Source organism: Bradyrhizobium sp. USDA 4461, assembly GCF_054055655.1.
Map to the genome: position 1 here is coordinate 8,278,183 of NZ_JBSRXM010000001.1, position 24,497 is coordinate 8,302,679.

Here is a 24,497-nt window from a genome sequence, read left to right on the forward strand (position 1 = left end):
CCAGTGAGTTCAACATGCCCGAGCGCTATGTCAAATCCGAACCCTATGCCTGGCCTTATAACGGCGATCTGCGGCCGGAGAACACGGCGCTCATCATCATCGACATGCAGACCGATTTCTGCGGCGTCGGCGGCTATGTCGACAAGATGGGCTACGATCTCTCGCTCACCCGGGCGCCGATCGAGCCGATCAAGAAGCTGCTCGCGGTGATGCGGGCGCAGGGTTTCCATATCATCCACACCCGCGAAGGCCACCGGCCTGACCTCGCCGACCTGCCCACCAACAAGCGCTGGCGCTCGCGCCAGATCGGCGCCGGCATCGGTGATCCCGGCCCCTGCGGCCGCATCCTGGTGCGCGGCGAGCCCGGCTGGGACATCATCCCCGATCTGGCGCCGCTGCCGGGCGAACCGATCATCGACAAGCCGGGCAAAGGCTCGTTCTGCGCCACCGATCTGGAGCTGATGCTGCGGCTGCGCTGCATCGATAACATCGTGCTGACCGGCATCACCACCGACGTCTGCGTCCACACCACGATGCGCGAGGCCAACGACCGCGGCTTCGAATGCGTGCTGGTCGAGGATTGCTGCGGCGCCACCGACAGGAGCAACCACGACCACGCGCTGAAGATGATCAAGATGCAGGGCGGCGTGTTCGGCGCCGTGACCAGATCCGCCGACCTGATCGGAGCGCTGTCGTGATCATCGGCGAGCCGCCCGCACCCTCAGGCGCGTTCGGTGTGGACGCCATATCCGTGACGATGCGGTTCGGCGACTTCACGGCGCTCGACAATGTCGAGCTCAAGGTACGCCCCGGCTCGTTCCACGCTTTGCTCGGCGAGAACGGCGCCGGCAAGAGCACGCTCGTCAAATGCATCATGGGCTATTATCACGCCACCGAAGGCGACATCCTGGTCGGCGGCCGTCAGCAGGCCATCGCCAATCCCAGGGATGCGCATGCGCTCGGGCTCGGCATGGTCTATCAGCATTTTACCCTGGTGCCGGCGATGACGGTTGCCGAGAATTTGGTGCTGGCGCGCGACGACGTGCCCGCCGTGGTCGACTGGCGCAAGGAGAAGACCGCGCTCGAAGCGTTCCTGGCGCGGATGCCGTTCAAGGTGCCGCTCGATGCCAAGGTCTCCGACATCTCCGCCGGCGAGCGGCAGAAGTGCGAGATCCTCAAGCAGCTCTATCTGAAGCGCCGCTTCCTGATCCTGGACGAGCCGACCTCGGTGCTGACACCGGGCGAAGCCGACGAGGTGCTCGGCATGCTGCGCGCCATGGTGGTCGCGGGCGAACTGACGATCCTGATGATCACGCACAAGTTCCGCGAGGTGATGGCGTTCGCCGACGAGGTGACCATCCTGCGCCGCGGCAAGCTCGCCGGCACCGGCAAGGTCTCGGAGCTGACGCCCGACGAAATGGCGCGCACCATGATCGGCGCCGAGCAGCTGACCGTGCAGCCGCCGCGCACCGGCGAGACCGGCGCGGCCAGGCTCGAGCTCGACAAGCTCACCGCGCTCGATGACGCCGGCGCGATTGCCGTGCACGGCGTGTCGCTGACGGTGAAGAGCGGCGAGATCGTCGGCATCGCCGGCGTCTCCGGCAACGGCCAGCGCCAGCTTGTCGAGGTGCTGGCCGGTCAGCGCGAAGCCGAGAGCGGCGTGATCCGCGTCCAGGGCGAAGCATATTCCGCAAGCCGCGAGGAGATGCGCCGCCACAGGATGTCGCTGCTGCCGGAAGAGCCGCTGAAGAACGCCTGCGTCGGCGGCATGAGCGTCGCCGACAACATCGCGTTCCGCGAATTCGACCGCGCCCCGTTCGCGCGCGGCGGCTGGTGGCTGAACCGCTCGGCGGTCCGCGACGACGCGACCCGCAAGATCAACCGCTACAAGATCAAGACCCGCACGCCGGAGACGCCGATCGCGGCGCTGTCCGGCGGCAACGTGCAGCGCGCGGTGCTGGCGCGCGAGCTCTCGGGCGACGTCGAGGTGCTGATCGCCGCCAATCCGTGCTTCGGGCTCGACTTCGCGGCAGTGGCGCAGATCCACGCCGAGATCATGGCCGCGCGCAACCGCGGAGCGGCGGTGCTGCTGGTCAGCGAGGACCTCGACGAACTGCTGGAATTGTCGGACCGGCTGGTCGTGATGTTCCATGGCGCGTTCGTGCACGAGGCCCGCGCCAGCGAGGCCGATCTCACCGAGATCGGCCGCCACATGGCCGGGCATTGAGGCAAGCCGCGGACTAATTGCGCGACGGCGGCGCTGCGCGCTGCCGTGCAGGCGCGCCGCGCAGGAACGCCCGGCCGAAATCGTCGACGGCAGGCGCGAGGATCGCGCGATCGCGCGGCAACGCCTCCGGCATATCGTCGCGGATATAGGCCAGCAGCTTCTCGCGGATCTCGCAGCGCAGATCCCAAGACTGCGGCGCATTGCGGGCGCTGACCAGCGCGCGCAGCTCGATGGTGCGTGGGTGGGTGTCGATCACCTGCAGATTGACCACCGCGCCGTCCCAGAGCCGCGACTCCTTCGCGATCTGCTCCAGCCGCTTCCTGATCCGCGGCACGTCCGCGCTGTAGTCCACGTGCAGAATGATCGCTCCGATCAGCGACTGCGCGTCGCGCGTCCAGTTCTGGAACGGTCGCTCGATGAAGTAGGACAGCGGCACCACCATGCGCCGCCAGTCCCACAGCCGGATCACGACATAGGTCGAGGCGATGTCCTCGACCCAGCCCCACTCGTTCTCGATGATGACGGCGTCCTCGATCCGGATCGGCTGGGTGACGGCGATCTGCACGCCGGCAATCAGATTGCTGAGCAGCGGCCTCGCCGCAAGGCCGACGATCACGCCGGCGGCGCCCGCAGAGGCGAACAGGCTGACGCCATATTGCCGGACGGAATCGAATGTCATCAGCGCGGTCGAGATTGCGATGATGATGATCAGGGTGTCAGTGACCCGCTTGAAGACACGAACCTGGGTGACGTGCTTGCGCGCCAGGAAATTCTCGGCGACCTCGAGGCGAAAGCGGTCCAGGTACCTGGCCGACGCCATGTCGACGACCCTGATCGAGATCCAGGCCACCAGCGCGATCACCGCGACGCCGAAGAAGTGACTGAGCGCCTGACGCAACAGATCGTTGAGCGGCGCCAGCGGAAGCACGAGAGCGACCGCGGCCAGGCACGCCGCCAATCGCGTCGGGCCCGCCGTCCGGTTGAGCATCACGGTGGCGACCGGATACCTCGTGTTCAGAATGCGGCAGAGCAGATGCAGTGCGATCGAATGGGCTACGAGCGCAAGCAAGATCGCGCCCGCAACAAGGCCAAGACCGACAACCCATTGTGGCACCCAGTCGAAGAGGCGCTCCACCCTGCCGACGATGTCTTCCATGGAACCTTGACGCTCTCGTTCCCCACGCGGATGCGGCGCTAACGCACGGCAATCGAGATGGCTGCTGCCTCTGACGCAACGCAGCAATTCATCTCGCGCAGCCCGGATGCGCGGGATACCCTCCTCGTCAAGTCGACGGTAGCGGAACCGCTAGGCGATCTCGAACGCGTTCGCGGCGAGATGCTTCAGATTGGCGTGCCAATGCTCGGCGATCTGAAGCCGGGTCGGCACCCAGACGTGCTCGTGCTTCTGGATGTAATCGAGGAAGCGCATCAGCGCGGCGGCGCGGCCGGGGCGGCCGACGACGCGGCAATGCAGGCCGACCGACATCATTGCAGGTCGCGTCGCGCCCTCGGCATAGAGCACGTCAAAACTGTCCTTCAGATAGGTGTAGAACTCGTCGCCGCCGCCAAAACCCTGCGGATTGATGAAGCGCATGTCGTTGACATCGAGCGTGTAGGGGATCACGAGATGCGGCTCGGTGCTATCAGCCTTGATCCAGTACGGCAGATCGTCGGCATAGGAATCGCAGAGATAGCGCAGCCCGCCCGCCTCCATCAGAAGCCGCAGCGTGTTGATCGAGGAGCGGCCGGTGTACCAGCCGAGCGGCCGCGCGCCGGTCGCCTCGGTGTGCACGGCAATCGCGCGCGCGATCTCCGCACGCTCCTCGTCCTCCGACATGTCCTTGTGTTCGACCCAGCGCAGGCTGTGGCTGGCGATATCCCAGCCCGCCTCCTGCATCGCGGCGACAACATCCGGATTGCGCTTCAGCGCCATCGCGACGCCGAACACGGTCACAGGCAGCTTCCGCTCGGTGAACACCCGCCACAGCCGCCAGAACCCGGCGCGCGAGCCATATTCGAACATGGTCTCGATATTGGCGTGACGCTGGCCGACCCAGGGCTGCGCACCCAGCACGTCCGACAGGAACGCTTCCGAGGTTCGATCGCCATGCAGGACGTTGTTCTCGCCGCCCTCCTCGAAATTGACCACGAACTGCACCGCGATGCGCGCGGCGTCGGGCCATTTCGGATCGGGCGGATTGCGGCCGTAGCCGCGGAGGTCGCGCGGGTAGCGGGCCTCGGTCACATCAGATTTCCTCGAAGCGGATGTTCTGCGCGCCCTTCCACAGCACGGTCTTGCCGAAGGCGGTGAGGTTCTCCAGCCCCGAGGTCAGCGTGATGAAATGATTGCCGGCGAGTTGCCCCATCTTGCTGGCGAAGTGCACGCCGCCATAGGCGAGCAGGATCTCGGTCTCGCTGATGCCGCCGGGATAGAGGATGATCTGGCCCGGCGCCGGATAGCTGGTGTGGTTCTCGTAGGAGACGCCGAAATCGAGATCGCCGAGCGGCATCCAGACCCCCTCGCCGCTCCAGCGCACATGGATCGCCTGGCTCTCGAACGGCATCGCCTTGCGGAACGCGGCGACCGTCTTCGGCGCGAGCTGTTCCTCGAAACGGGCATCAAAGGTGAAATCGCCGGCGCGGACAATCAGTTTGCTCATCGGGCTCTCGTGGGTAGGCGGGGGGAGTGACGTCCCAACCATTGCCGCCGGCCCGCGCCGGACGCAAGGCCGATTCCGGCCCGGGACGCCGGTTTTTTGGCCGCAAGGGCGGCTGCCGCAACGCAGATTTGAGCAGGGCTGCGTTGCGCCGCGCCGCCCGCTTTGCGAACCTGACCGCACGCGCACAGGAGGACGGCCAATGACGACCAACAGTCTGCACGGACATGTGGCGCTGGTGACCGGCGGTTCGCGCGGCATCGGTGCGGCCATCGTCAAGATGCTGGCGGAGGCCGGCGCCGCCGTCGCGATCAATTACCGCGAGCGCTCGGCCGAGGCGGAGACGCTGGCGAAGGGCATCATTGCCGCGGGCGGCCGGGCCGTCGCGGTCGCCGCCGACGTCTCGGACGCGGCCGCCGTCGCGAGACTGGTCGAGCGCGCCAAGTCCGAGCTCGGCCCGATCGACATCCTCGTCAACAACGCCGGCATCGCGATCGTCAAGGGTGTCGACGACCTCACCGAAGAGGATTTCGACCGCACCATCGCAGTCAATCTCAAATCGGCGTTCCTCTGCACGCAAGCGGTGCTGCCGATGATGCGCACCCGGACGTGGGGCCGCATCGTCAACATCTCCTCCGGCGCGGCGCGTGGCGCCGGCGCGATTGGGCCGCACTACAACGCGTCCAAGGCGGCGATGGAGGGCATGACCCGCGGCTATGCCGCGCGCCTGGTCAAGGAAGGCATCACCGTCAACGCCGTCGCGCCGTCGCTGATCGAGACTGACATGATGAAGGGACAGAGCGGCCTCGTCAGCCGGATCCCGATCGGCCGCTTCGGTACCGCCGAGGAAGTCGCGCAGGCGGTAATGCTCTTGGTCAACAATCCCTATATGACCGGGCAGACCATCGCGATGAGCGGCGGCATGGCGTTCAACTAGGGTTCCAACGCAGTCCGACGGCATCGATCGGTTCGGCACAGCTGTCATCAAGCCATGGCAGGAACTGTGCTTGGCTGTGACCGTTATCCGCCAGGCGAAACCGGATTTGGAGCCCGTCGTGATCGATCCGAAAACGCTTCTCGAACGCGCCGCGCAGCTCGCCGACCAGGCCGACGGCGAGGAAGATAGCGCCATCCGCGAGCGGCTGCTGCGGATGGCCGAGCACTATCGCGATCTCGCCGCGCACGAGGCCTGGGCGCACGAAAACCCGCCATCGGTCGGCGCACTCACCAACACGCTCGGCAGCCGCGCGCATTGAGTTGCGGCACAGTTTATTGCCGATCAGTTCACGCGAATGCGATAGCCGAGCGACTGACGGGCGCCCGGCGCGATATGCATCAGGCCGGGCTTGTCGGCGAACTCGCCGTCGAACTCCACTGGACTAGCAAAACCATGCCACGGCTCGATGCACAGAAACGGTGCACCGCCGGGTTTCGACCAGATGCCGAGTTCGCGAAAGCCACGCCATGACATTTCCACCGCCGGGCCCTGGGTGGCTGCTGCCGGACCTCGTGTCGCCGCGAAGACGATCGACGGACTTGCGACCTGATCGAAGATCATCGCGTCGTCATCGAACAACTCCACCGACAGCGCAAGCGTTCTGCCCTTGACCGGATTGGGTTCAGGCTGCCGCCGCATCAATCCATCCTTCAACCGTCGGATCGGCGCGGGTTCGGCCTTGCCGAAGGTCAATGTGTAAGCCTCCTTCGGCAGCCCCGGCACCAGCGGCCAGTTGAAGGCGGGATGACCGCCGAGCGAGGCCGGCAGCACCTCGTCGTCGGTGTTGATGATGTCGAAGGCGACGTCAAGATCGGCGCCGTCGACCGTGCAGGTGACCTCCAGCCGGAACGTGAAAGGGTAGCGCGCCCGCGTCTGGGCATCGTCTGACAGCGCGAGCTTGCACGACCGAGCTCCCTGCTCCACCCAGGCAAAGCGGCGGTCCCGCGCAAAGCCGTGCTGCGTCATCGGATAGGTCTTGCCGTTGTGACGCAGCGTGTCGTTCTTCAACCGGCCGACGATCGGGAACAGGATCGGCGCATGGCGCGGCCATTGCGGGCCGGCCTGCCACAACAGCTCCGTCCCTTCGGCATTCCTCAGCGACGACAGTTCGGCGCCCTCGGCCTGAATGGTCGCCGCGATGCCATCACCGCGCAACGTGTGACTGTCGCTCATGCCTCGCCTCGCCGGGTTCGCTGTGCCCCGGACACGAGATGTTCGATGCGGGCGATGCCGTCAACCCCAAAGCGATGGGGCCGCACGCGGCGGCCCCATCCCGGCTTACCCGACGATCTTTTACCCGACGATCTTGGAGAAATCGGGCGGACGGCGCTCGGCAAAGGCGGCAAACGCTTCGCGCGCCTCCGCACTCATCAGCCGCTCCTGGAAGATTTTGCCCTCGCGGGCCATTTGCGCGCTGATCCCCGCGGGATCGCGCATCAGCGCCTTGGTGTGCTGAAGCGAGCCGAACGGCCGCTTCGCCAATGCGTCCGCCGCCGCGCGTGCCCTGGCGCGGAGATCCTCAAGCGGCACCACCGCATTGGCGAGGCCGATGGCGACCGCAGTCTCCGCCTCGACCGGCTCGCCGAGCGCGAACATCGCATAGGCCCGCGCGTAGCCGATGCGCTGCGGCAGCAGATAGGTCGACGCCGCCTCCGGCACCAGCGCGAGATTGACGAACGGCGTGATCAGCCGCGCGGTCGGCGCCAGATAGACGAGGTCGCAATGCAGCAGCATGGTGGTGCCGATGCCGACCGCATTGCCCTGCACCGCGGCAACCAGCGGCCGCGTCGCCTTGGCAAGACAGCTAAGGAAGCGCGAGACGTGACGCTCGCCCTGCACACCGCGCGACACCGCCGCGAAATCGGCAAGGTCGTTGCCTGCGGTGAAGCTGTCGCCATCGCCCTGGATCACGACGGCGCGGATTGCAGGATCGCTTTCCGCGCGTTCGAGCGCGTCGGCCATCGCGCCATACATCGCGTTGGTGATCGCATTCTTCTTGTCCGGACGCGCCATCGTCACGGTGAGCACGCCATTGTCCAGCGCCACGGTCACTTCACTCATGTCTCACTCCTTGATTGCTAGACATCTTTCGGAAATTTTTCTTGCAGGCTGGTCAGCCAGCGCGACACCACGTCGATCTCGGCTTCCGAAAATCCATCCATCAGGCGGTTGTTGATCACCCTGGTCCGCGTCGCCGCGCGCTTGCCGAGCTCCTGCCCCGCCACGGTGAGATGGAGCCGCTGGCTGCGCCCGTCCTCGCCATCGCGGCGGCGCTTGACGAGGCCCGCGCGTTCCATCCGGTCGGCGAGCCCGGTCATCGCCGACGGCACGATGTCGAGCGCCTGAGAGACGTCGCCGATCAGCGCGCCGTCGTTGCGCCCGAGAAAAAACAGCACGCCGGCCTGCGCCGACGTCAGGTCATGCGCAGCCGTCTCCTGATCGATGGCGCGTTGCAGCCGCCGGTAGGCCACGGTCAAAAGGAAGATCAGCCGGTGTTCCGCTTTCATATCCTCGTTATATGTTTCGTATGCGAAATATCAAGATATTTCGCGCGCGAAATAAAGCGCGACAGGGCGCCCTGATCGGAGCGAGGCCACGTATGACCCCGAAATAAGCCAGCTCCACAGGCAATTGCGACATTTTGAATGCCCCGGCGGATCGTTTCACGGCGGCCACGCAGAAAACCCTTGATCGACATCAACCAAATGGGAAATCTTCTCTCCCGTGAGTCGTGTCACTGCTTCGCGGCTTCGGCGGCGCCACGGGAGTGTCATGACGTCAGCGGCCAGTCCGGACCGGGAGCGTGCTATCCGCCCGAAGCGGCCGCGCCATCTCAGCGAAGCCATGCGTTGTGAGACCGCGTTTCGCCTGATCCTGTCCGAATGCCTCGAAGACGTCGCGACCAACCATGAAGCCGTGAGCTCCGGAGATCCGACCGCCCTGCATCAGACCCGTATTGCACTGACGCGGCTGAAGGCCGCGGTGGCGTTCTATGGCCCGATGGTGGCGGACGCCGAATGGAAGCGACTCAAGTCCGAGCTGAAATGGCTGAGCGCCCATCTCGGCGCCACGCGCGACCTCGACGTCGCGATCGAAAACAGCGAGGGCTTGCTCGAGCAGCACATGCTCCAGACCGCGCGAACCGACGCGTTCGAAGCCCTCAGGGAGGCGCTGCAAAGCGACCGCTACTGGCAATGGTTCGACGGCATGTGGGACTGGGTCGGCAGCGGCCCCTGGACCGCGCGGCAGGATCGCCGGGCCGCGCAGCGGCGCGCCGTGCCGGTCGCGGTGTTCCACGCGCGCCGGCTGGCGCGGTGGCATGGCAAACTGTGCCAGAAGAGCCGCGGGCTGCAGGGCATGGGCAAGAACAAGCGCCACCGCGTCCGGCTGGCCAGCAAGCGGCTGCGCTACGCCATCGAATTCTCCGAGGGCGGCCTGCCCCCCGACGACTACGCATCATGGCGCAATGTGCTGAAGCATCTGCGCAAGGGCCAGCAATTGCTCGGCGAGTTGAACGATCACGAGGTCCGCCGCAAGCTGGTCGAGAACGCCGACGCGGCCGCGCAGCGCGCCGACGAGCGCAAGGCCAAGCACCAGCGCGCGCATGCGCGGAAGCGCAAGAGCCACCTGCTGCGCCGCGCCGCGGCGGTCTACCGGAAGATCGCCGAATGAACGCACTTCCTCGCCCCGGCAGTCCGAAGCATGTTTCCCGCATCGAGCTTTTCCGCCGGTTTTCTTCACCCTCTTCCCGAGTTCATTCCCATGCCTGACGGTTCCTCCACGGCGCATCTCTATCGTCCCAAGCTCGTCACCACGCTGACCGAAGGTTACGGTCTCGACGCATTCCGCCACGATGTGATGGCAGGGCTGACGGTGGCCGTGGTGGCGCTGCCGTTGTCGATGGCGATCGCGGTGGCCTCCGGCGTGACGCCGGAGCGTGGGCTGTTCACGGCCATCGTCGGCGGCTTCCTGGTCTCGGCGCTCGGCGGCAGCCGGTTTCAGATCGGCGGCCCGGCCGGCGCCTTCATCGTCCTCGTCGCGGCAACCACCGCGAAATTCGGCGTCGAAGGGCTGCTGCTCACGGTGCTGGTGTCGGGCCTGATGCTGACGCTGATCGGCGCGTCGGGACTCGGCTCGCTGATCCGCTATATCCCGCATCCCGTCACCGTCGGCTTCACCTGCGGAATCGCGGTCACCATTCTGGCCAGCCAGTTGCGCGATGTTGGCGGGCTGACACTATCAGGGGCCGAGCCCGGCCCGTTCCTGCCGAAGCTCGCGGCGCTTAGCCATGCTTTGCCGACGCTGAACTGGTCCGCGCTTGCGGTCGGCATCGGGTCGGCGGCCGTGATCTTCGTGCTGCGCGCTGCTAGGCCTTCCTGGCCGGCGATGTTGATCGCGATCGCAATCGCATCGGTCGCGGCGCTGCTGCTGCATCTGCCGGTCGAGACCATCGGCAGCCGGTTCGGCCAAATTCCGCGCGGCCTGCCGGTGCCGCACCTGCCGCAATTCTCCTGGGCGCTGCTGCTGCAGATCCTGCCGGCATCGCTCTCCTTCACGCTGCTCGGCGGCGTCGAGAGCCTGCTCTCGGCCAAGGTCGCCGACGGCATGACCGGCCGCAAGCACCGCTCCAACATGGAGCTGGTGGCGCAGGGCATCGCCAACATCGCCTCGGCGTTTTTTGGCGGAATCAGCGTCACCGGCACGATCGCGCGCACCGCGACCAACATCCGGGCCGGCGCGCGCAGCCCGTTGTCCGGCATGATGCATTCGGCGTTCCTGCTGGGGTTCATGGTCGTGGCGGCGCCACTTGCGAGCTACATCCCGCTGTCGGCGCTGGCCGGCGTGCTCGTCGTCGTGTGCTGGTACATGGCCGAGAAGGAAGACTTCCTGCACCTGATCCGGCGCTGGCGCGGTGCCGTGGTGCTGATCCCGACCTTCGGCCTGACGGTGTTCGAGGACCTGACGTTCGGCATCATCTCGGGGTGCGTAATCGCCGCGCTGCTCGCCGGCGTCGAGCGGTGGCAAAGACGCGCAAGCGACTAGCCGCTGTCGCGCAGCACCAGCTCGAAACCGAGATCGATGCGGCGCTCGCCGCCGCGCTCCAGCGTCAGCGTCGCCGCGGTGCGGCCGATCGCGTCACCATGCACGCTGATCGTGCTGAGCGTCGGCGAGATCAGCCGGCCCATCTCGAGATCGCCGAGCCCGATCACGGCGACCGGCTGCGCCGATGCGGGCCCGTCACGCAGCACGCCGGCCTTGCGCAGCCCGGACATGAAGCCGATCGCATGGGCATCGTTAGCGGCGAATACCGCATCGACACCGGGCAGCCGTGCATGCGCGGCCACGCTGCCGGAATCCTTGCGGTCCAGGATCAGCCGGCGCGGCTCGGCGAGACCGCTCGCCAGCGCCTCATCCCTGAAGCCGAGCCAGCGCCGCGTGCCGCGCGGATCGTCGCCGCCGATGAAGGCGAGCTGCTTGCGGCCCTGCGCGACCAGATGCCTGGCGACGGCGACACCGGCCCTGTAATTGTCGAAGCCCGCGACCGCATCGATCGGGCTTGCCGGCAGATCCCAGGTCTCGACGATCGGAATCCGCGCATTGCGCAGCAGGCGGCTGCCGTCCTCCGTGGCCGGTGAGCCGACCATGATGATCGCCTCGGGCCGCCGCGACAGCAGCGCCGCCAGCATGCGGTCCTCGCGCGCCGCGTCGTAACGCGACTGCGCCAGGATCACGGAGAAGCCGAGCGGCTCGAGCTTGTCGGACAGGCCCTGCACCGTGTCGGCGAAGATCGAATTGGCGATGGTCGGCACGAGCACGCCGACCGAATTGGTCCGCGCGCTCGCCAGCGCGCCGGCCACCAGGTTCGGCACATAGCCGAGATCGCGCATCGCCTGCTCGACCCGCGCCCTTGTCTCCGGGGCGACCAGATCGGGCATCCGCACCACCCGGCTGACCGTGATCGAGGAGACGCCGGCACGCTTGGCCACCTCTGAGAGGGTGGGCGCGGCACCGGCCGGGCCGGTCTTCGGGACGGTCCTGGGGGCCGTGAGTTCGGAGCTCATGGCCCGACCCTGCACGATTCCGGGTTGCCAAGCCATGATGTTAGCGCTAGCATCGCCTCATGTTAGCGCTAACATTGAACAAGAAGGGAGAAACGGCATGATTTCGGACGAACAGGCCCAACCCTACAAGCGCGACGGGGTGATCGTGGTCCCCGAGGTGCTCAACCAGGAGACCCTCGGCAAGGTGCGCACGGTGCTCGCGGAGCTGGTGGCCGGGGCCGCCGCGGTGACCGAGCACACCGATGTCTACGACCTCGAGCCGGGCCACACCCCGGAGAACCCGCGCGTCCGCCGCATCAAGGCGCCGCACAAGGTGCACCCGATCTTCGACGAGATCGTCCGCAGCCCCGCCGTGATCTCGATCCTGACCAAACTGATCGGCCCCGGCCTTCGCCTGCACGGCTCCAAGCTCAACATGAAGTCGGCGCAATACGGCTCGCCGGTCGAGTGGCACCAGGACTGGGCGTTCTATCCGCACACCAATGACGACATCCTCGCGATCGGCGTGCTGCTCGACGATTGCGATATCGAGAACGGCCCGATGCTGGTGACGCCGGGCACCCATACCGGCCCCACGATGTGGGATCATCACGGCGAGGACGGCCACTTCGCAGGCCTGATCGATCCGGACCAGATCCAGGACGAGATCAAGCGCGCGGTGCCCTGCATGGGCAAGGCCGGCAGCATGTCGTTCCACCACGTGCGCGCGCTGCACGGCTCGGCGACCAACACGTCGAACCGGCCGCGCAACCTCTTGCTCTACGAAGTCGCCGCCAGCGATGCCTGGCCGCTGATGGGCGTGAAGGATTTCGACGAGTTCAACAGCCGCCTGCTGGCGGGTCCGCCGGTGGTCGCACCGCGGCTCGCCGACGTCCCGGTGCGGATGCCGCTGCCGCCGGCCAAGCGGCAGGGATCGATCTACGAGACCCAGTCGGCGTCGAAGAAATCCTACTTCACGCGCGCCGCTTAGGACCTGAGACAATGCCCGTGGCCGAGCCGCGGGCATTGCTGCTTTCAAGACATAAAAACAGACAACGGGGAAGCGAATGACCAAGATGGCAGATGGCGCCAGCAAATCGCGCCTGCGTGTGATTCTTGCCGCCAGCATCGGCTCCGCGCTCGAATGGTACGACTTCTTCCTCTACGGCACCGCAGCCGCGCTGGTGTTCGGCGAATTGTTCTTTCCGAAGAGCGATCCGGTGGTCGGCACGCTGCTGTCGTTCCTGACCTTTGGCGTCGGCTTCGTGGTGCGCCCGTTCGGCGGCCTGTTGTTCGGCATCCTCGGCGATCGCTATGGCCGCAAGCCGGTGCTGGTCGCCACGCTCCTGATGATCGGCATCGGCACCACCGCGATCGGCGTGCTGCCGACCTATGGGCAGATCGGCATCTGGGCGCCGGTGCTGCTGGTCGCGATGCGCGTCATCCAGGGCCTCGGCGCCGGTGCCGAGTATGGCGGCGCGGTGATCTATCTGGTCGAGAATGCGCCGCCGAAGCATCGCGGCTTCTGGGGCGGCTTCGCGCCGCTCGGCGTCTCCGTCGGCAATCTGCTCGCCGCCGGCGCCTTCGCGCTGGTGACGATGCTGCCGCGCGAGCAGCTGATGGGCTGGGGTTGGCGCCTGCCCTTCCTGGCAAGCTTCCTCCTGATCGTGGTCGGCATCTTCGTCCGCATGCGCATCGCCGAGACGCCTGTGTATACCGAGGCGGTGGTCGCGCGCGGCAAGATCGAGAGCAACCCGGCGATGGAGGCGTTGCGCCGGCACCCGCGCAACTTCTTGGTCGTGCTCGGCGCCCGCATGGCCGAGAACGGGCTCGGCTATTTCTTCCCGGTATTTGGCCTCAGTTACGTGATCACCACGCTCGGCGTGCCGAAAGCGGACGCGCTCAGCGCGCTGATGCTGGCCTTCACGGTCGAGCTGTTCGCGATCCTCGGCTTCGCCGCCTTGTCGGACCGGATCGGGCGGCGGCCGGTCTACATGTTCGGCGCGCTCGCCGGCGTGGCGCTCGCCTTCCCGTTCTTCTGGATGGTCGGCACCAAGGAATGGATCATGATCGCGCTCGCCTTCATCCTGGCCCGCGCCGTGGTGACGGCGGCGATGTTCGGGCCGCAGGCGGCGTATTTCGCCGAGCTGTTCCCGCCGCAGCGCCGCTTCGCCGGCTTCGCCTTCGCGCGCGAGCTCGGCTCGCTGCTATCGGGCGGCCCGGCACCGTTCGTCGCCACTGCGCTGGTGGCGGCTTACGGCACCTGGTGGCCGGTCGCCTGCTACGCGATGTTCCTGTCGGCCTGCACCGTGATTGCGATCTGGATCGGGCCGGAGACCTATCAGGAGAACATCGCGGCCGATGCGAGCGAGCAGGCCGAGCTGCCCACCGCGATCCCGGCGCGGGCCTGATCGGTGGCGCAGCAACTGCGGGTCCTGCAATCGCTCTGGGCGATGGAGCGGCGGCTGGCGGATGAGGCCGAATGGCCGCTGCAAACCCAGCTCGCGATGATCCGCGATGCCGGGTTTGACGGCGCCGGCGTGCGCTTCATCGATCCGGCCTTTGCGCGCGAGGTGACGAGCTTCCTTCGCGCGCACGGCATGATCTGGCAGGCGCAATGCTATCCGAAGAGCGTCGACGATCTGAAGCCGGTGCTCGAGCTGGTCGCCCGGCTCGGCGCCGATCACGTCAATCTGCAACCGGACGTCCGGCCACGCCGGCTTTCCGATTGCATTCCCCTGCTCGACGGCTGGCGACGGCTTGCCGCCGAGGCCGGCGTTGCCGTGCATGTCGAGACCCATCGCGACCGCATGACGACCGATCTGTTCTTCATGCTCGATTTGCTCGATCACTGTCCCGACCTGCGGCTGACCGCCGATCTCTCGCATTACCTGGTCGGCCGCGAATTCGCCTGGCCGGTCGACGACGTCAACCATGCGATGATCCATCGCATCCTCGACCATGCCTGGGGTATCCACGGCCGCATCGCGAGCCGCGAGCAGGTGCAGATCTCGCTCGGCTTTCCGCAGCACCAGGGCTGGGTGTCGCTGTTCACGGCTTGGTGGGACTACGGCATCCGCTCCTGGCGCAAGCGCGCCGGGCCCGATGCGACCCTGACCTTCCTGTGCGAGCTCGGCCCGCCGCCCTATGCGATCACTGGACCTGACGGCAGGGAATTGTCCGACCGCTGGCAGGACGCGCTTGATATGAAGGACATGATCCGCGCGCTGTGGGATCGCATCGCGAACGAGCCGAAGGACGCGCCGTAGCGTTGATTCAAACAGGCTGCGGCGGCATTCTGACAAGGCTTGCCAACGTAACTTGCAGTTCAGAACGCCGCGAGGAGCCGTGCGCAACCATCGCCGGGCCGCACTTCGACGTCTCACGCGCATCGCCATCCCGGCGGTTGCCGCCCTCATTTGCGCCAAGGCGATCGTGGCCGAACCGACGCTCGATGTCGCGACCGTGCCGCGCGTCGCGACCATCGATCCGCGCTTCCAGTCCTACAATATCGAGATGGTCGAGGTGACCGGCGGGCGATTCTGGAAGCCCTATGCGGACGCCGGCGCACGCGCGAATGCAAGGGCGGAGCTGTTCGCGGCGCGCGATCCGATCGATCTGCACGACGGCAGGCTGCGCAAGCTCGCCGCAGCGCTCTCGCCCGCTTTTCTGCGCGTCAGCGGGACCTGGGCCAACAGCACGTTCTTTGCGGATTCCGACACGCCACCGGCGGCACCGCCGGCCGGCTTCAAAGGCGTGCTGACGCGACAGCAGTGGCGGAACGTGATCGACTTCTCGCACGCGGTCGACGCGCCCATCGTCACCTCCTTTGCGATCAGCGCCGGCACGCGTGACGCGGCGGGGCGATGGACCTCCGAACAGGCGCGGCAGCTGCTCGCCTTCACGCAATCGAGTGGCGGGCAGATCGCGGCAGCCGAGTTCATGAACGAGCCGGACCTGCCGGCGATCGGCGGCGCCCCTGACCGCTACGATGCCGCGGCCTACGGCCGCGATTTTGCGACCTTCCGCGCCTTCATGAAGGACACCGCGCCCGGTGTGACCATCCTCGGTCCCGGCACGATCGGAGCCGGTGCTGATGCGCGCGCGCGCTTCGCCGTCTCGGCGGCCGGCATCGACACGGTCTCCTACCATCACTATGGCGCGCTCTCGGCGCGATGCGGTGGCGATCGCACGGCGACGCAAGCCCTGTCGGACGAATGGCTGGCACGAACCGGCAGGACATTCGCCGTAGACCGGACGCTGCGCGACCGGCTCGCACCGAATAAGCCGATCTGGCTGACCGAGACCGCCGAGACCGCGTGCGGCGGCAACCGTTGGGCGGCGACCTTCATCGACACGTTCCGCTACCTCGATCAGCTCGGGCGGCTGGCCAAGGCCGGCGTCCAGGTGGTGATGCACAACACGCTTGCCGCGAGCGACTACGGGCTGCTCGACGAGCGAACCCATCTGCCGCGGCCGAACTACTGGGCCGCGCTGCTGTGGCGACGGCTGATGGGCACCACCGTGCTCGATGCCAGCGTCGCCGAGCAACCCGGCTTCCATGTCTATGCGCATTGCGCGCGCGACATGCCAGACGGGGTAGCCTTGCTCGTCATCAACAATGATCGGCGGAGACAGCGCAGGCTGACGCTGCCAGTCGCCTCGCAACGCTACACGTTGGCGAGCGCAACGCCTGCCGACGGCAGCATTCAGCTCAACGGCAGCACGCTTGCACTCGGGACTTCCGACGAAATTCCCGATCTGAACGGTGTCTTAACCGCAGCAGGCTCGATTGTGTTCGCGCCTGCGACGATCACGTTCCTGATCGTTGCCGATACGGGCAACAGCAATTGCCGGTAGCGGTCCGTCGTCGGCTTATGCGGCGTCGCGGCTGGCGTCGGCGGACGCCGGCGGGCGCGCCACCAGATGGCCGAGCATGATCGCGGTCATCAGCCGCTCCATCTCGAGCCACGCAGTGACATGCGACATGGTCGGCCGGCCACCGAGCGCGAGCTGATTGACGTCGTCGACCGCAGTCAATCCGCGCGGATAGAATTCGCGGAAGATCACGCGCTCGGCCAGGCCGTCGACCAGGCGGAAATTCAGCGTCTTCGACAGCTCGGTGAGAGCCTCGCCGACCAGGCGCTTGTTGCGCGACCCGATCGTGGACAGGCGGTTGCGCAACACCACCCATTCGAAGGTCGGCTGATCGTGCGCGCTGCGCTGGCGCCGCGCCTCCTCCACCATGTTCGCATAGTGGCTGATGCCGGTCACCTTGAAGTCGTTCGGATCGACAGTGCCGAGCACGTCGAAATCGACGAAACTGTCGTTCAGCGGCGTGATCAGCGTGTTCGCCAGCGAATGCGTGAACGTCGTCAGATAGGTGTCGTGGCCGGGGCAATCGATCACGATGAAATCGTGCGACCGGCTCAGCCGTTCGACGATCTCGGCGAGCGCGCTGCGGCCGAGCGTCTCGACCTCGCTGCTCCTGCCGTTGACCGTTTCGAAGCACATATGCGCGGGGATGCCGAGATCCAGCGAGGTCTCCCGCGCCCAGTCCCGCCGGTTATCGACGTAATGCGTCAGCGACTTCTGCTTGTTGTCGAGATCGATGGTGGCGACACGCTGACCCGCCTTGATCAGCGCGACGGCGATGTGCATGGCAATTGTCGATTTGCCAGAGCCGCCCTTGTTGTTTCCGACAACGATGACGCGCGCGTTTGTCATGGGAATCCCTACCGGACGCTTGAGTCAAAGCAGGACGAAATGGAATGTAATGAATGGTTAGAATCTCCCTGATTCGACGAATCTCGACAAGAGTCGTCGCAACATCGTTGAGATCGAAATCCAGCGGTTGCGACAACATTGTCACAACCTGAATCGGCTTGGCGGTCTCGCTTCACCTCTCTCCGTTAGAGGTCGGATTGCGCCTGGCGATGCGAAGCATCGTCCGGTGCAATCCGGGTGAGGGCTCTTGCTCTCTCGATAGACCGAAACCCCTCACCCGATTTGCTGCGCAAATCGACCTCTCCCAACGGAGAGGTGAACGTTCGACGGCGCTCCAGCCCAACCTAATCTGACTGGCCTAGCGTCCCTGGAACACGGCCGCGCGGCGTTCCACGAAGGACTTGATGCCTTCGGCCGCATCCGCAGTGTTGAGCACGCGTTCGCGGATGTGCGGGATGATCGCAATTGCTGCCTGTTCGCCGGCTTCGATGAACTTGCGGCCCGCTTCCTTCGTCACCTGGATTCCGAGCGGTGCGTTGCGCGCGATGATCGCGGCAAGCGCCATCGCGCGTTCGATCTGCTGACCGACCGGCACGACTTCCTGCACCAGACCGATCCGATGCGCTTCAGTCGCGGAGAACTCGTCGCACAGCAACAGGTGATACATCGCATCGCCCCACCCGGCGCGGCTGATGTAACGGAAATGCGCGCCCGCCAGCGGCGCGATGCCGCGCTTGGCTTCCATCTGGCAGAAGCGGCTGTCGTCCGCGGCAACGACGATATCGCCGGCCAGCATCATCTCGATGCCGACGGTGAACACGATGCCCTGTACCGCCGTGACGATCGGCTTGCGGCATCGTTTCGACAGCCCGAAGGGATCGACGTTACCCTCCGGCAGCGGCTTGCGCGATGCCGTCGGGCCGAAGAATTTCGGCATGTCGAGGCCCGCGGTGAAGCTGCCGCCGGCGGCACAGAGCACGCCGACCCAGAGGCCGTCGTCATTATCGAGCAAGGTCAGCGCGTCTGACAGCTCGGCCATCATCTCCGGGCTGAAGGCGTTCTTCTTCGCGGGATTGTCGATGACGATCTTCAGGATGTGGTCATGCCGCTCGTGGCGGACCCGCCCCTCGCTCGCGCCGTCGGACATCTGCTCCTCCCTGGCTTGTGACTGAACATTTTCTGGATGATGCTTGTCATCCAGATGCATGATGGTCATAATCCAGAAGGAGAGTCAAACAGGGGCGATGCGAGATGGGCCATTCCCAGGCCGATAAGGCCAGGAGCCGTGAGCGGATTCTGAACGAGGCGGCGGCGCAGATCCGCGACAAGGGGCTCGACGCGCTCAGCATCGGCAGCCTGATGCAGCAGGTGAAGCTGACCCATGGCGGCTTCTATGGGCACTTCGCCTCGCGTTCCGAGCTGATCGCCGCCGCGCTGCAACAGGCGCTGACTTCAGGCGAAGCGTCGGCGCACGCCGCGCGCGATCCCGACAAGCCGGTCAGCGTCAACACGCTGGCGCGAAGCTATCTCAGCCGCAGCCATCGCGACCAGCCCACGTCGGGCTGCGCGATCGGCGCGCTGATCTCCGATGTCGGCCGCGCCGACGCGCAGTGTCGCGCGGTGATGGAGCCGCACATCGAAGCCTTCATCGCCAAGGTCGCCGAGGCGCTCGGTGAGGATGACGATAGCCGCGCGATCGTCGCGGTCAGTGCGATGGTCGGCGCGCTCGCGATCTCGCGCGTCCTCACCGATCCGAAGCGATCCGATGCCGTTCTGCGCACGGTGCGCGACAGCGTCGTCGCGATGGCGTCCGACGAATGATCTTGCCCGCACCGCGGGCTGCTTGATGGAGCAAGCCATGAACGACCGATCCGTCCTCGAGCCGACCGCGGTGCAGGGAAGCGTGCTGATCGCCGGCGTCGGCGCATCCAACGGCCTTGGCGCTGCGATCGCCCGACGCTTTGCCGCCGGTGGCTATCCCGTGGCGATCGCCGGGCGCAACGCCGAGAAGCTCGCCGCGACGGCGGCCGAACTCGCAGCAAGCGGAGCCAACGTCACTCATGTCGTCGGCGATGCATCCACCGCGGCCGATGTCGCCCGCTTCGTCGAGGCGGCCCAACAGCTCGCGCCGCTGGCGATGGCCGTGCACAATGCGGGCTCGAACCGGCCCGCGCCGTTCCTCAAGGTCAGCGAGCAGCGCTTCGAGGAGCACTGGCGCGAACACGCGCTCGGCGGTTTCCAGCTCGCGCAAGCCGCGATCCCCGCCCTGCTGGCGCGCGGCGGCGGCACGCTGGTGTTCACCGGCGCCAGCGGCTCGCTGCGCGGCAAGGCCAATTACGCGCCCTTCGCCGCCGCCAAGGCCGCGCTGCGCGCGCTGGCGCAGAGCGTGGCACGGGAGTTCGGGCCGCAGGGCATTCACGTCGGCCACGTCGTGGTCGATGGCGGCATCGGCGGCGACCGGCTGCTGAGCCTGCGTCCGCAATTGAAGGACGAGCGCGGGCCGGATGGCCTGCTCAACATCGCGGCGATCGCCGACGCCTATTGGGTGCTGCATCACCAGCATCGCAGCGCCTGGACGCTGGAGCTCGACCTGCGGCCCTGGGCGGAACAGTTCTGACGGCCGAGCGTCGCCGCCCTTCACCCGGGAAAATCGGTTGCGATCGGCCGAAATCTTGTCAGGCTAGGCGACAAGGTTCGTCGAGATCGCACCATATCCCGGGAGAAGGCCATGTCGCAGCCGACACCGATCCTGCATCATTTCGATCAGTCGCCATTCTCCGAGAAGATCCGCATCATCTTCGGATTCAAGAAGCTTGCCTGGAACTCGGTGCGGATTTCCCGGATCATGCCGCGGCCGGATTTGATGCCGATGACCGGCGGCTATCGCCGCACCCCGACGATGCAGATCGGCGCCGACATCTATTGCGACACCCAGATCATCATCCGCGAACTGGAGCGGCGCTATCCGACGCCGACGCTGTTTCCCGCGGGCAATGCCGGGATGCCCTGGGCGCTCGGCATGTGGGCCGACCGGCCGTTCTTCCAGAACACGGTCAATCTCGTGTTCGGCTTCATTGGCGATAAGGTCCCGCAGGATTTCATCGAGGATCGCGAGAAGCTGCGCGGCGCCAAGTTCGACGTCGCCGCGATGACCGCAGCGCTGCCGCAGATGCGCGACCAGTTCCGCGCCAACCTCGACTGGATCGAGGCGCAGCTCGGCGATAACAGGCCATGGCTGTTCGGCGAGTTCAGCCTTGCCGATGTCAGCGCCTCCATGAACGTGTGGTACGCGCGGCAGAGCCTCGCCACGATGGACGAGATCATGAAAGCCTTTCCGCGCGTTGCAGCGTGGGAAGAGCGCATCCGCGGCATCGGCCACGGCACGCGCACCGAGATGTCGTCAGCCGACGCGCTCGAGATCGCGGCGAAGGCGCAGCCGGAATCGCCTGTGTTCGGCGACCCCGCGGATCCGAACGGCCGCAAGCCCGGCGACATCGTCAGCGTGATGCCGGACGACTACGGCAAGGTCCCGGTCCGCGGCGAGATCGTCTCGCTGTCGGCGCAGCACATCGCGATCCGCCGCTCCGACGAGCGCGCCGGCGAGGTCGTGGTGCATTTCCCGCGGGCCGGCTTCCTGGTCGTCCCGGGCTGACCGTCGCAGTCGCCGCCACGGCTGGGGATACGGGCGAGCTGGAAACGCTGCGTTTCGCGGCGTGACCTTGCCGGCCGGCGAACAAGCCATACCTCCACACCATCTCCAACCGAAGGCTCCACAGCGCAGGCTTGCGGACATCTCCGCAGCAACACGACCTCCCGGCCTGCGTGCGATGGGTGGCCCGTGGCGGATGCTCCGCCATGCCGACAACTGGACTCTGTGATGACGACCTCTCTCGAATTCGGGCTCGACACGTTCGGCGACGTCACCAAGGATGCCACCGGCGTGCCGCTGTCGCATGCCCAGGTGATCCGCAACGTCGTCGACGAGGCGGTGCTGGCCGATCAGCTCGGAATCGATTTCATCGGGCTCGGCGAGCATCACCGGGCGGACTTTGCGATCTCCTCTCCCGAGACCGTGCTGGCGGCCATCGCCGCGCGCACCGAAAACATCCGGCTTGGCTCCGCGGTGACGGTGCTGAGCTCCGACGATCCGATCCGCGTCTTCCAGCGCTTCGCGACCGTCGACGCGGTCTCGAACGGCCGTGCCGAAGTGATCCTCGGCCGTGGCTCCTTCACCGAATCGTTCCCGCTGTTCGGCTTCGACCTCAAGCAGTACAACGAGCTGTTCGAGGAGAAGCTCGACCTGTTCACCGCGCTGTTGAAGCAGGAGCCGGTGACCTGGCAGGGCAAGCTGCGGCCGCCGCTGAAGGGCCAGTCGGTCTATCCGCCGATCGAGCACGGCCGGCTGAAGACCTGGATCGGCGTCGGCGGCAGCCCCGAATCGGTGGTGCGCGCAGCGCATTACGACCTGCCGCTGATGCTCGCCATCATCGGCGGCGATCCCAAGCGCTTCGCGCCCTATGTCGATCTGCACCAGCGTGCCTACCAGCAGTTCGGCCGGACGCCGCAGCCGATCGGCGTGCATTCGCCGGGCTATGTCGCCGAGACCGACGCGCAGGCGCGCGAGGAGCTGTGGCCGGACTACAAGGTGATGCGCGACCGGATCGGCAAGGAGCGCGGCTGGCCGCCGATGGGCCGTGACGAGTTCGTCTCCGAGGCCGAGCACGGCTCGCTCTATGTCGGCGCGCCGGAAACCGTCGCCCGCAAGATCGCGACGACCGTGAAGGCGCTCGGCGCGGCGCGCTTCCAGCTGAAATACTCGGCCGGCCCGCTGCCGCACGAGAAGCTGATGAAGAGCATCGAGCTCTACGGCAGCAAGGTGGTGCCGATGGTCCGCGACATGCTCGCGGCGTAACGCAGCGAGAGAGCTTCGGTCCTGATTGAATCAGAACCGAAGCTCTGGATTCCTGCTTGACGCGCTTTCTTCACGCGAACCGGTGTCCATCCCGGATCAAGTCCGGGACAGGCTTCGCTCGAAAACGCTCTGGCCGCACAAAACAAAACCCCCGGCGTTTTGGCGCCGGGGGCTCTGTTAGATCACAGTCGGATCAACCGGTATTACCAGTTGCGCTGAGCGCGGAGGGCGAACAGGTAGGTGTTCTGATCCTTCAGCTCGTAGATGCCGGCCGGCTTGCCGATCGCGGCGCTGCCGGGATAGGTGATCGTGCCGGCATAGCTCTGATCCAGGCGGGTGTAGGTGAAGTCTGCCGAGAAGGTCAGGTTCTTCACCGGGGTCCACTGGGTCTGGGTACCGAGCTGCGCAACGCTGTAGTTCGGGTTGCACGAGGTCAGGCCGGCGGTGCCGAAGGTGGCGCCGAACGAGCCGCCAACACCATTGCCGGTCGGGCCGCAGATGTAGCTCTTGGCAGTGCTGTTGTAGTTAACCTGGGCCCAAGCACCGTAGATGCTGGTGTTCCAGTAGGGGTTCCAGTTGTGGATGTACGCACCACGGAAGCCGTAGGTCGTAATCAGCTGCTGCGAGCCACCGTTGATGAACACCGAGTCGGGCGCAAAGCCGAAGCCGATGCTCTGGTAGGCGCCGGGAACGCCGGTGCCGCTGAACGCGGTAAAGGCGGAAGTGCCCGAGAGCTCTTGCAGGTTATACCGGGTCGCACCGTTGGTGTAGACGCCCTGGATGTTGATGGTGTCGCCGGGTCCGGTCGGGATGTTCTTGATCGACAGGGCCAACGCACCAGCCCAGCCCCACTTGTCGTCGGGATGACCGGTCAACTCGGTGCCGCCGTAGTAGGCCGCGTGGTTGTCATGCGCCGCGAACGACGCCTGGAACAGACCCCAAGCCTGGTCAACGCGGAGAGCCGCGATCAGGTCCGGAGCGATCGTGCCGGCATAGTCGCTGGTGCCGTACGGACCGAGTGCGCCCGGAGCCGCACCGAGGTTGAGCACGCCAGCCTGGGTGTAGGCAACCTGGTCCTGAGCCGACAGAGACAGCGACACGCCGTTGCCGAACTGCGCGGTGTAGCTGAACTGGTTCACACCGGTGACCGTGCTGTTGCCGCCGACGAGACCGTCGAAGGTGTTGCCGGCCGGGTAGTTGGTCCACGGAGCAGCGAACTGCGAGACCGCCTTACCGATGGTGAAGCCGGCGAACTGGATGAAGGCGTAGTAGACGCCGACCGTACCGGCCGCAACCGCAGCGCCGTTGGCGTTGTTCGGAGCCGAGACGGTGCCGATCGCCGAGTAGACGGACGAACCGTTGCCCTGACCCGCGTAGCTGTCCGAGGTCCAGTTGAAGGTCGCATCGAAGAAGGTGCGGACCACGCCGTATTCGGTCGCGGTGCGCGTATCGATGTTCAGATCTTCACGGGAGCGCCAGGTGTAGCCGTTGGTGAAACGGTTGCCCGCACCGCCCGCACCACCGTAGTTACCGGTGTGGTCCGAGTTGGTGTTCGCCACGACGTCGACACGCAGGTAGCCGCCCAGCTTGATACAGGTATCGGTGCCCGGGATGTAATAGAAACCGGGACCATACAGGGAGCAAACCTTCACGTACTCGACCGCTTTGGCCTTGACGGGAAGATCGGCCGCCTGAGCTCCGCCGACCGCGACGAGAGCCGCCGCCGAGCCGAGGATAAGGCTCTTAACCATCTTCATGTTAAACCTCCAAGTTGCTCTATCTCAGGGAAGGTTCCGGATCCGCCGGGTAAAACACCCTCAGGTTGGTTCCCTTTGTCCCTTAAACCCCGCTCAGTCGCTTCGCGCCTTCGGACACACCCGCATGAACGCGAGGGACTTAAGCGAACCACCTAAAACGGGACGACCTTGGGATGCCC

At 66.1% G+C, this 24,497-nt stretch carries 23 protein-coding genes and 1 pseudogene; 14 read left to right on the forward strand and 10 right to left on the reverse strand.

Annotated features, from left to right (window positions below; translation table 11 throughout):
• The first annotated feature begins 14 nt into the window (after positions 1-14).
• Together biuH and ACVINW_RS38680 are read left to right on the forward strand one after the other, a co-directional pair.
• A complete protein-coding gene (biuH, locus tag ACVINW_RS38675) occupies positions 15-698 on the forward strand; it encodes a biuret amidohydrolase (RefSeq protein WP_456756157.1) in 684 nt (227 codons plus the stop codon).
• A complete protein-coding gene (locus tag ACVINW_RS38680) occupies positions 695-2,227 on the forward strand; it encodes an ABC transporter ATP-binding protein (RefSeq protein WP_456756158.1) in 1,533 nt (510 codons plus the stop codon). The genes biuH and ACVINW_RS38680 overlap by 4 nt, the downstream gene beginning before the upstream one ends.
• A gap of 13 nt (positions 2,228-2,240) precedes the next feature.
• On the opposite strand, the gene ACVINW_RS38685 is transcribed toward ACVINW_RS38680, so the two are convergent.
• The 3 genes from ACVINW_RS38685 to ACVINW_RS38695 form a co-directional block, all read right to left on the reverse strand.
• The gene (locus ACVINW_RS38685) at positions 2,241-3,383 is read right to left on the reverse strand and encodes a mechanosensitive ion channel family protein (RefSeq protein ID WP_456756159.1); all 1,143 of its coding nucleotides are present in this window, start codon (positions 3,381-3,383) and stop codon (positions 2,241-2,243) included.
• Between the two features lie 150 nt (positions 3,384-3,533).
• Positions 3,534-4,472: an allantoinase PuuE gene (puuE, locus tag ACVINW_RS38690; protein ID WP_456756160.1), complete on the reverse strand. Its 939-nt coding sequence runs from the start codon at positions 4,470-4,472 to the stop codon at positions 3,534-3,536.
• 1 nt (position 4,473) lies between these two features.
• Complete coding sequence (locus tag ACVINW_RS38695; RefSeq protein WP_021077459.1) at positions 4,474-4,887, reverse strand: DUF3830 family protein; 414 nt, start codon at positions 4,885-4,887, stop codon at positions 4,474-4,476.
• A gap of 199 nt (positions 4,888-5,086) precedes the next feature.
• Between ACVINW_RS38695 and ACVINW_RS38700 the strand changes: the two genes are divergently transcribed.
• Both ACVINW_RS38700 and ACVINW_RS38705 read left to right on the forward strand, forming a co-directional pair.
• Positions 5,087-5,821 carry an SDR family NAD(P)-dependent oxidoreductase gene (locus ACVINW_RS38700; protein ID WP_456756161.1) on the forward strand — a complete coding sequence of 245 codons (735 nt, stop codon included), beginning with the start codon at positions 5,087-5,089 and terminating at the stop codon, positions 5,819-5,821.
• Positions 5,822-5,897: 76 nt separating this feature from the next.
• The gene (locus ACVINW_RS38705; RefSeq protein WP_456756594.1) at positions 5,898-6,140 is read left to right on the forward strand and encodes a hypothetical protein; all 243 of its coding nucleotides are present in this window, start codon (positions 5,898-5,900) and stop codon (positions 6,138-6,140) included.
• Between the two features lie 23 nt (positions 6,141-6,163).
• Here the strand turns inward: ACVINW_RS38705 and ACVINW_RS38710 are convergent, their stop codons facing one another.
• The 3 genes from ACVINW_RS38710 to ACVINW_RS38720 form a co-directional block, all read right to left on the reverse strand.
• Positions 6,164-7,054 (reverse strand): aldose 1-epimerase family protein, encoded by an 891-nt coding sequence (locus ACVINW_RS38710; RefSeq protein ID WP_456756162.1) that lies wholly within the window; start codon positions 7,052-7,054, stop codon positions 6,164-6,166.
• Between the two features lie 120 nt (positions 7,055-7,174).
• A complete protein-coding gene (locus tag ACVINW_RS38715) occupies positions 7,175-7,942 on the reverse strand; it encodes an enoyl-CoA hydratase-related protein (RefSeq protein ID WP_456756163.1) in 768 nt (255 codons plus the stop codon).
• A gap of 17 nt (positions 7,943-7,959) precedes the next feature.
• Positions 7,960-8,388, reverse strand: a complete 429-nt coding sequence (locus ACVINW_RS38720) for a MarR family winged helix-turn-helix transcriptional regulator (RefSeq protein ID WP_456756164.1) — start codon at positions 8,386-8,388, stop codon at positions 7,960-7,962.
• 265 nt (positions 8,389-8,653) lie between these two features.
• Here ACVINW_RS38720 and ACVINW_RS38725 point away from each other — a divergent pair, with 265 nt between their 5' ends.
• A complete protein-coding gene (locus tag ACVINW_RS38725) occupies positions 8,654-9,553 on the forward strand; it encodes a CHAD domain-containing protein (RefSeq protein WP_456756165.1) in 900 nt (299 codons plus the stop codon).
• Between the two features lie 90 nt (positions 9,554-9,643).
• Positions 9,644-10,885: pseudogene (locus ACVINW_RS38730) on the forward strand (SulP family inorganic anion transporter); the annotation flags it as partial.
• A 35-nt stretch (positions 10,886-10,920) separates the two neighbouring features.
• On the opposite strand, the gene ACVINW_RS38735 reads toward ACVINW_RS38730, so the two are convergent.
• Positions 10,921-11,943: a LacI family DNA-binding transcriptional regulator gene (locus ACVINW_RS38735; RefSeq protein WP_456756166.1), complete on the reverse strand. Its 1,023-nt coding sequence runs from the start codon at positions 11,941-11,943 to the stop codon at positions 10,921-10,923.
• Between the two features lie 97 nt (positions 11,944-12,040).
• Between ACVINW_RS38735 and ACVINW_RS38740 the strand changes: the two genes are divergently transcribed.
• From ACVINW_RS38740 to ACVINW_RS38755, 4 genes are all read left to right on the forward strand, one after another.
• Positions 12,041-12,913, forward strand: coding sequence for a phytanoyl-CoA dioxygenase family protein (locus tag ACVINW_RS38740; RefSeq protein ID WP_456756167.1), 873 nt, complete (start codon positions 12,041-12,043; stop codon positions 12,911-12,913).
• Positions 12,914-12,989: 76 nt separating this feature from the next.
• Complete coding sequence (locus tag ACVINW_RS38745) at positions 12,990-14,333, forward strand: MFS transporter (RefSeq protein WP_456756168.1); 1,344 nt, start codon at positions 12,990-12,992, stop codon at positions 14,331-14,333.
• A gap of 3 nt (positions 14,334-14,336) precedes the next feature.
• The gene (locus ACVINW_RS38750; RefSeq protein ID WP_456756169.1) at positions 14,337-15,191 is read left to right on the forward strand and encodes a sugar phosphate isomerase/epimerase family protein; all 855 of its coding nucleotides are present in this window, start codon (positions 14,337-14,339) and stop codon (positions 15,189-15,191) included.
• Between the two features lie 79 nt (positions 15,192-15,270).
• Positions 15,271-16,782 carry a hypothetical protein gene (locus ACVINW_RS38755; protein WP_456756170.1) on the forward strand — a complete coding sequence of 504 codons (1,512 nt, stop codon included), beginning with the start codon at positions 15,271-15,273 and terminating at the stop codon, positions 16,780-16,782.
• Between the two features lie 15 nt (positions 16,783-16,797).
• Here ACVINW_RS38755 and ACVINW_RS38760 read toward each other — a convergent pair whose 3' ends face one another.
• Positions 16,798-17,649: a division plane positioning ATPase MipZ gene (locus tag ACVINW_RS38760; RefSeq protein ID WP_456756171.1), complete on the reverse strand. Its 852-nt coding sequence runs from the start codon at positions 17,647-17,649 to the stop codon at positions 16,798-16,800.
• Positions 17,650-18,007: 358 nt separating this feature from the next.
• Positions 18,008-18,796: a crotonase/enoyl-CoA hydratase family protein gene (locus tag ACVINW_RS38765; RefSeq protein WP_456756172.1), complete on the reverse strand. Its 789-nt coding sequence runs from the start codon at positions 18,794-18,796 to the stop codon at positions 18,008-18,010.
• Between the two features lie 104 nt (positions 18,797-18,900).
• On the opposite strand from ACVINW_RS38765, the gene ACVINW_RS38770 reads away from it, so the two are divergent.
• The 4 genes from ACVINW_RS38770 (at position 18,901) to ACVINW_RS38785 (ending at position 22,561) form a co-directional block, all read left to right on the forward strand.
• Complete coding sequence (locus ACVINW_RS38770; protein WP_456756173.1) at positions 18,901-19,470, forward strand: TetR/AcrR family transcriptional regulator; 570 nt, start codon at positions 18,901-18,903, stop codon at positions 19,468-19,470.
• Between the two features lie 37 nt (positions 19,471-19,507).
• Complete coding sequence (locus tag ACVINW_RS38775; protein WP_456756174.1) at positions 19,508-20,266, forward strand: SDR family NAD(P)-dependent oxidoreductase; 759 nt, start codon at positions 19,508-19,510, stop codon at positions 20,264-20,266.
• 111 nt (positions 20,267-20,377) lie between these two features.
• Entirely contained in the window at positions 20,378-21,301 is a 924-nt protein-coding gene (locus tag ACVINW_RS38780) for a glutathione S-transferase family protein (protein ID WP_456756175.1), read from the forward strand.
• Positions 21,302-21,526: 225 nt separating this feature from the next.
• Entirely contained in the window at positions 21,527-22,561 is a 1,035-nt protein-coding gene (locus ACVINW_RS38785; RefSeq protein ID WP_456756176.1) for an LLM class flavin-dependent oxidoreductase, read from the forward strand.
• Positions 22,562-22,764: 203 nt separating this feature from the next.
• On the opposite strand, the gene ACVINW_RS38790 is transcribed toward ACVINW_RS38785, so the two are convergent.
• Complete coding sequence (locus ACVINW_RS38790) at positions 22,765-24,318, reverse strand: porin (protein ID WP_456756177.1); 1,554 nt, start codon at positions 24,316-24,318, stop codon at positions 22,765-22,767.
• Positions 24,319-24,497: the final 179 nt, after the last annotated feature.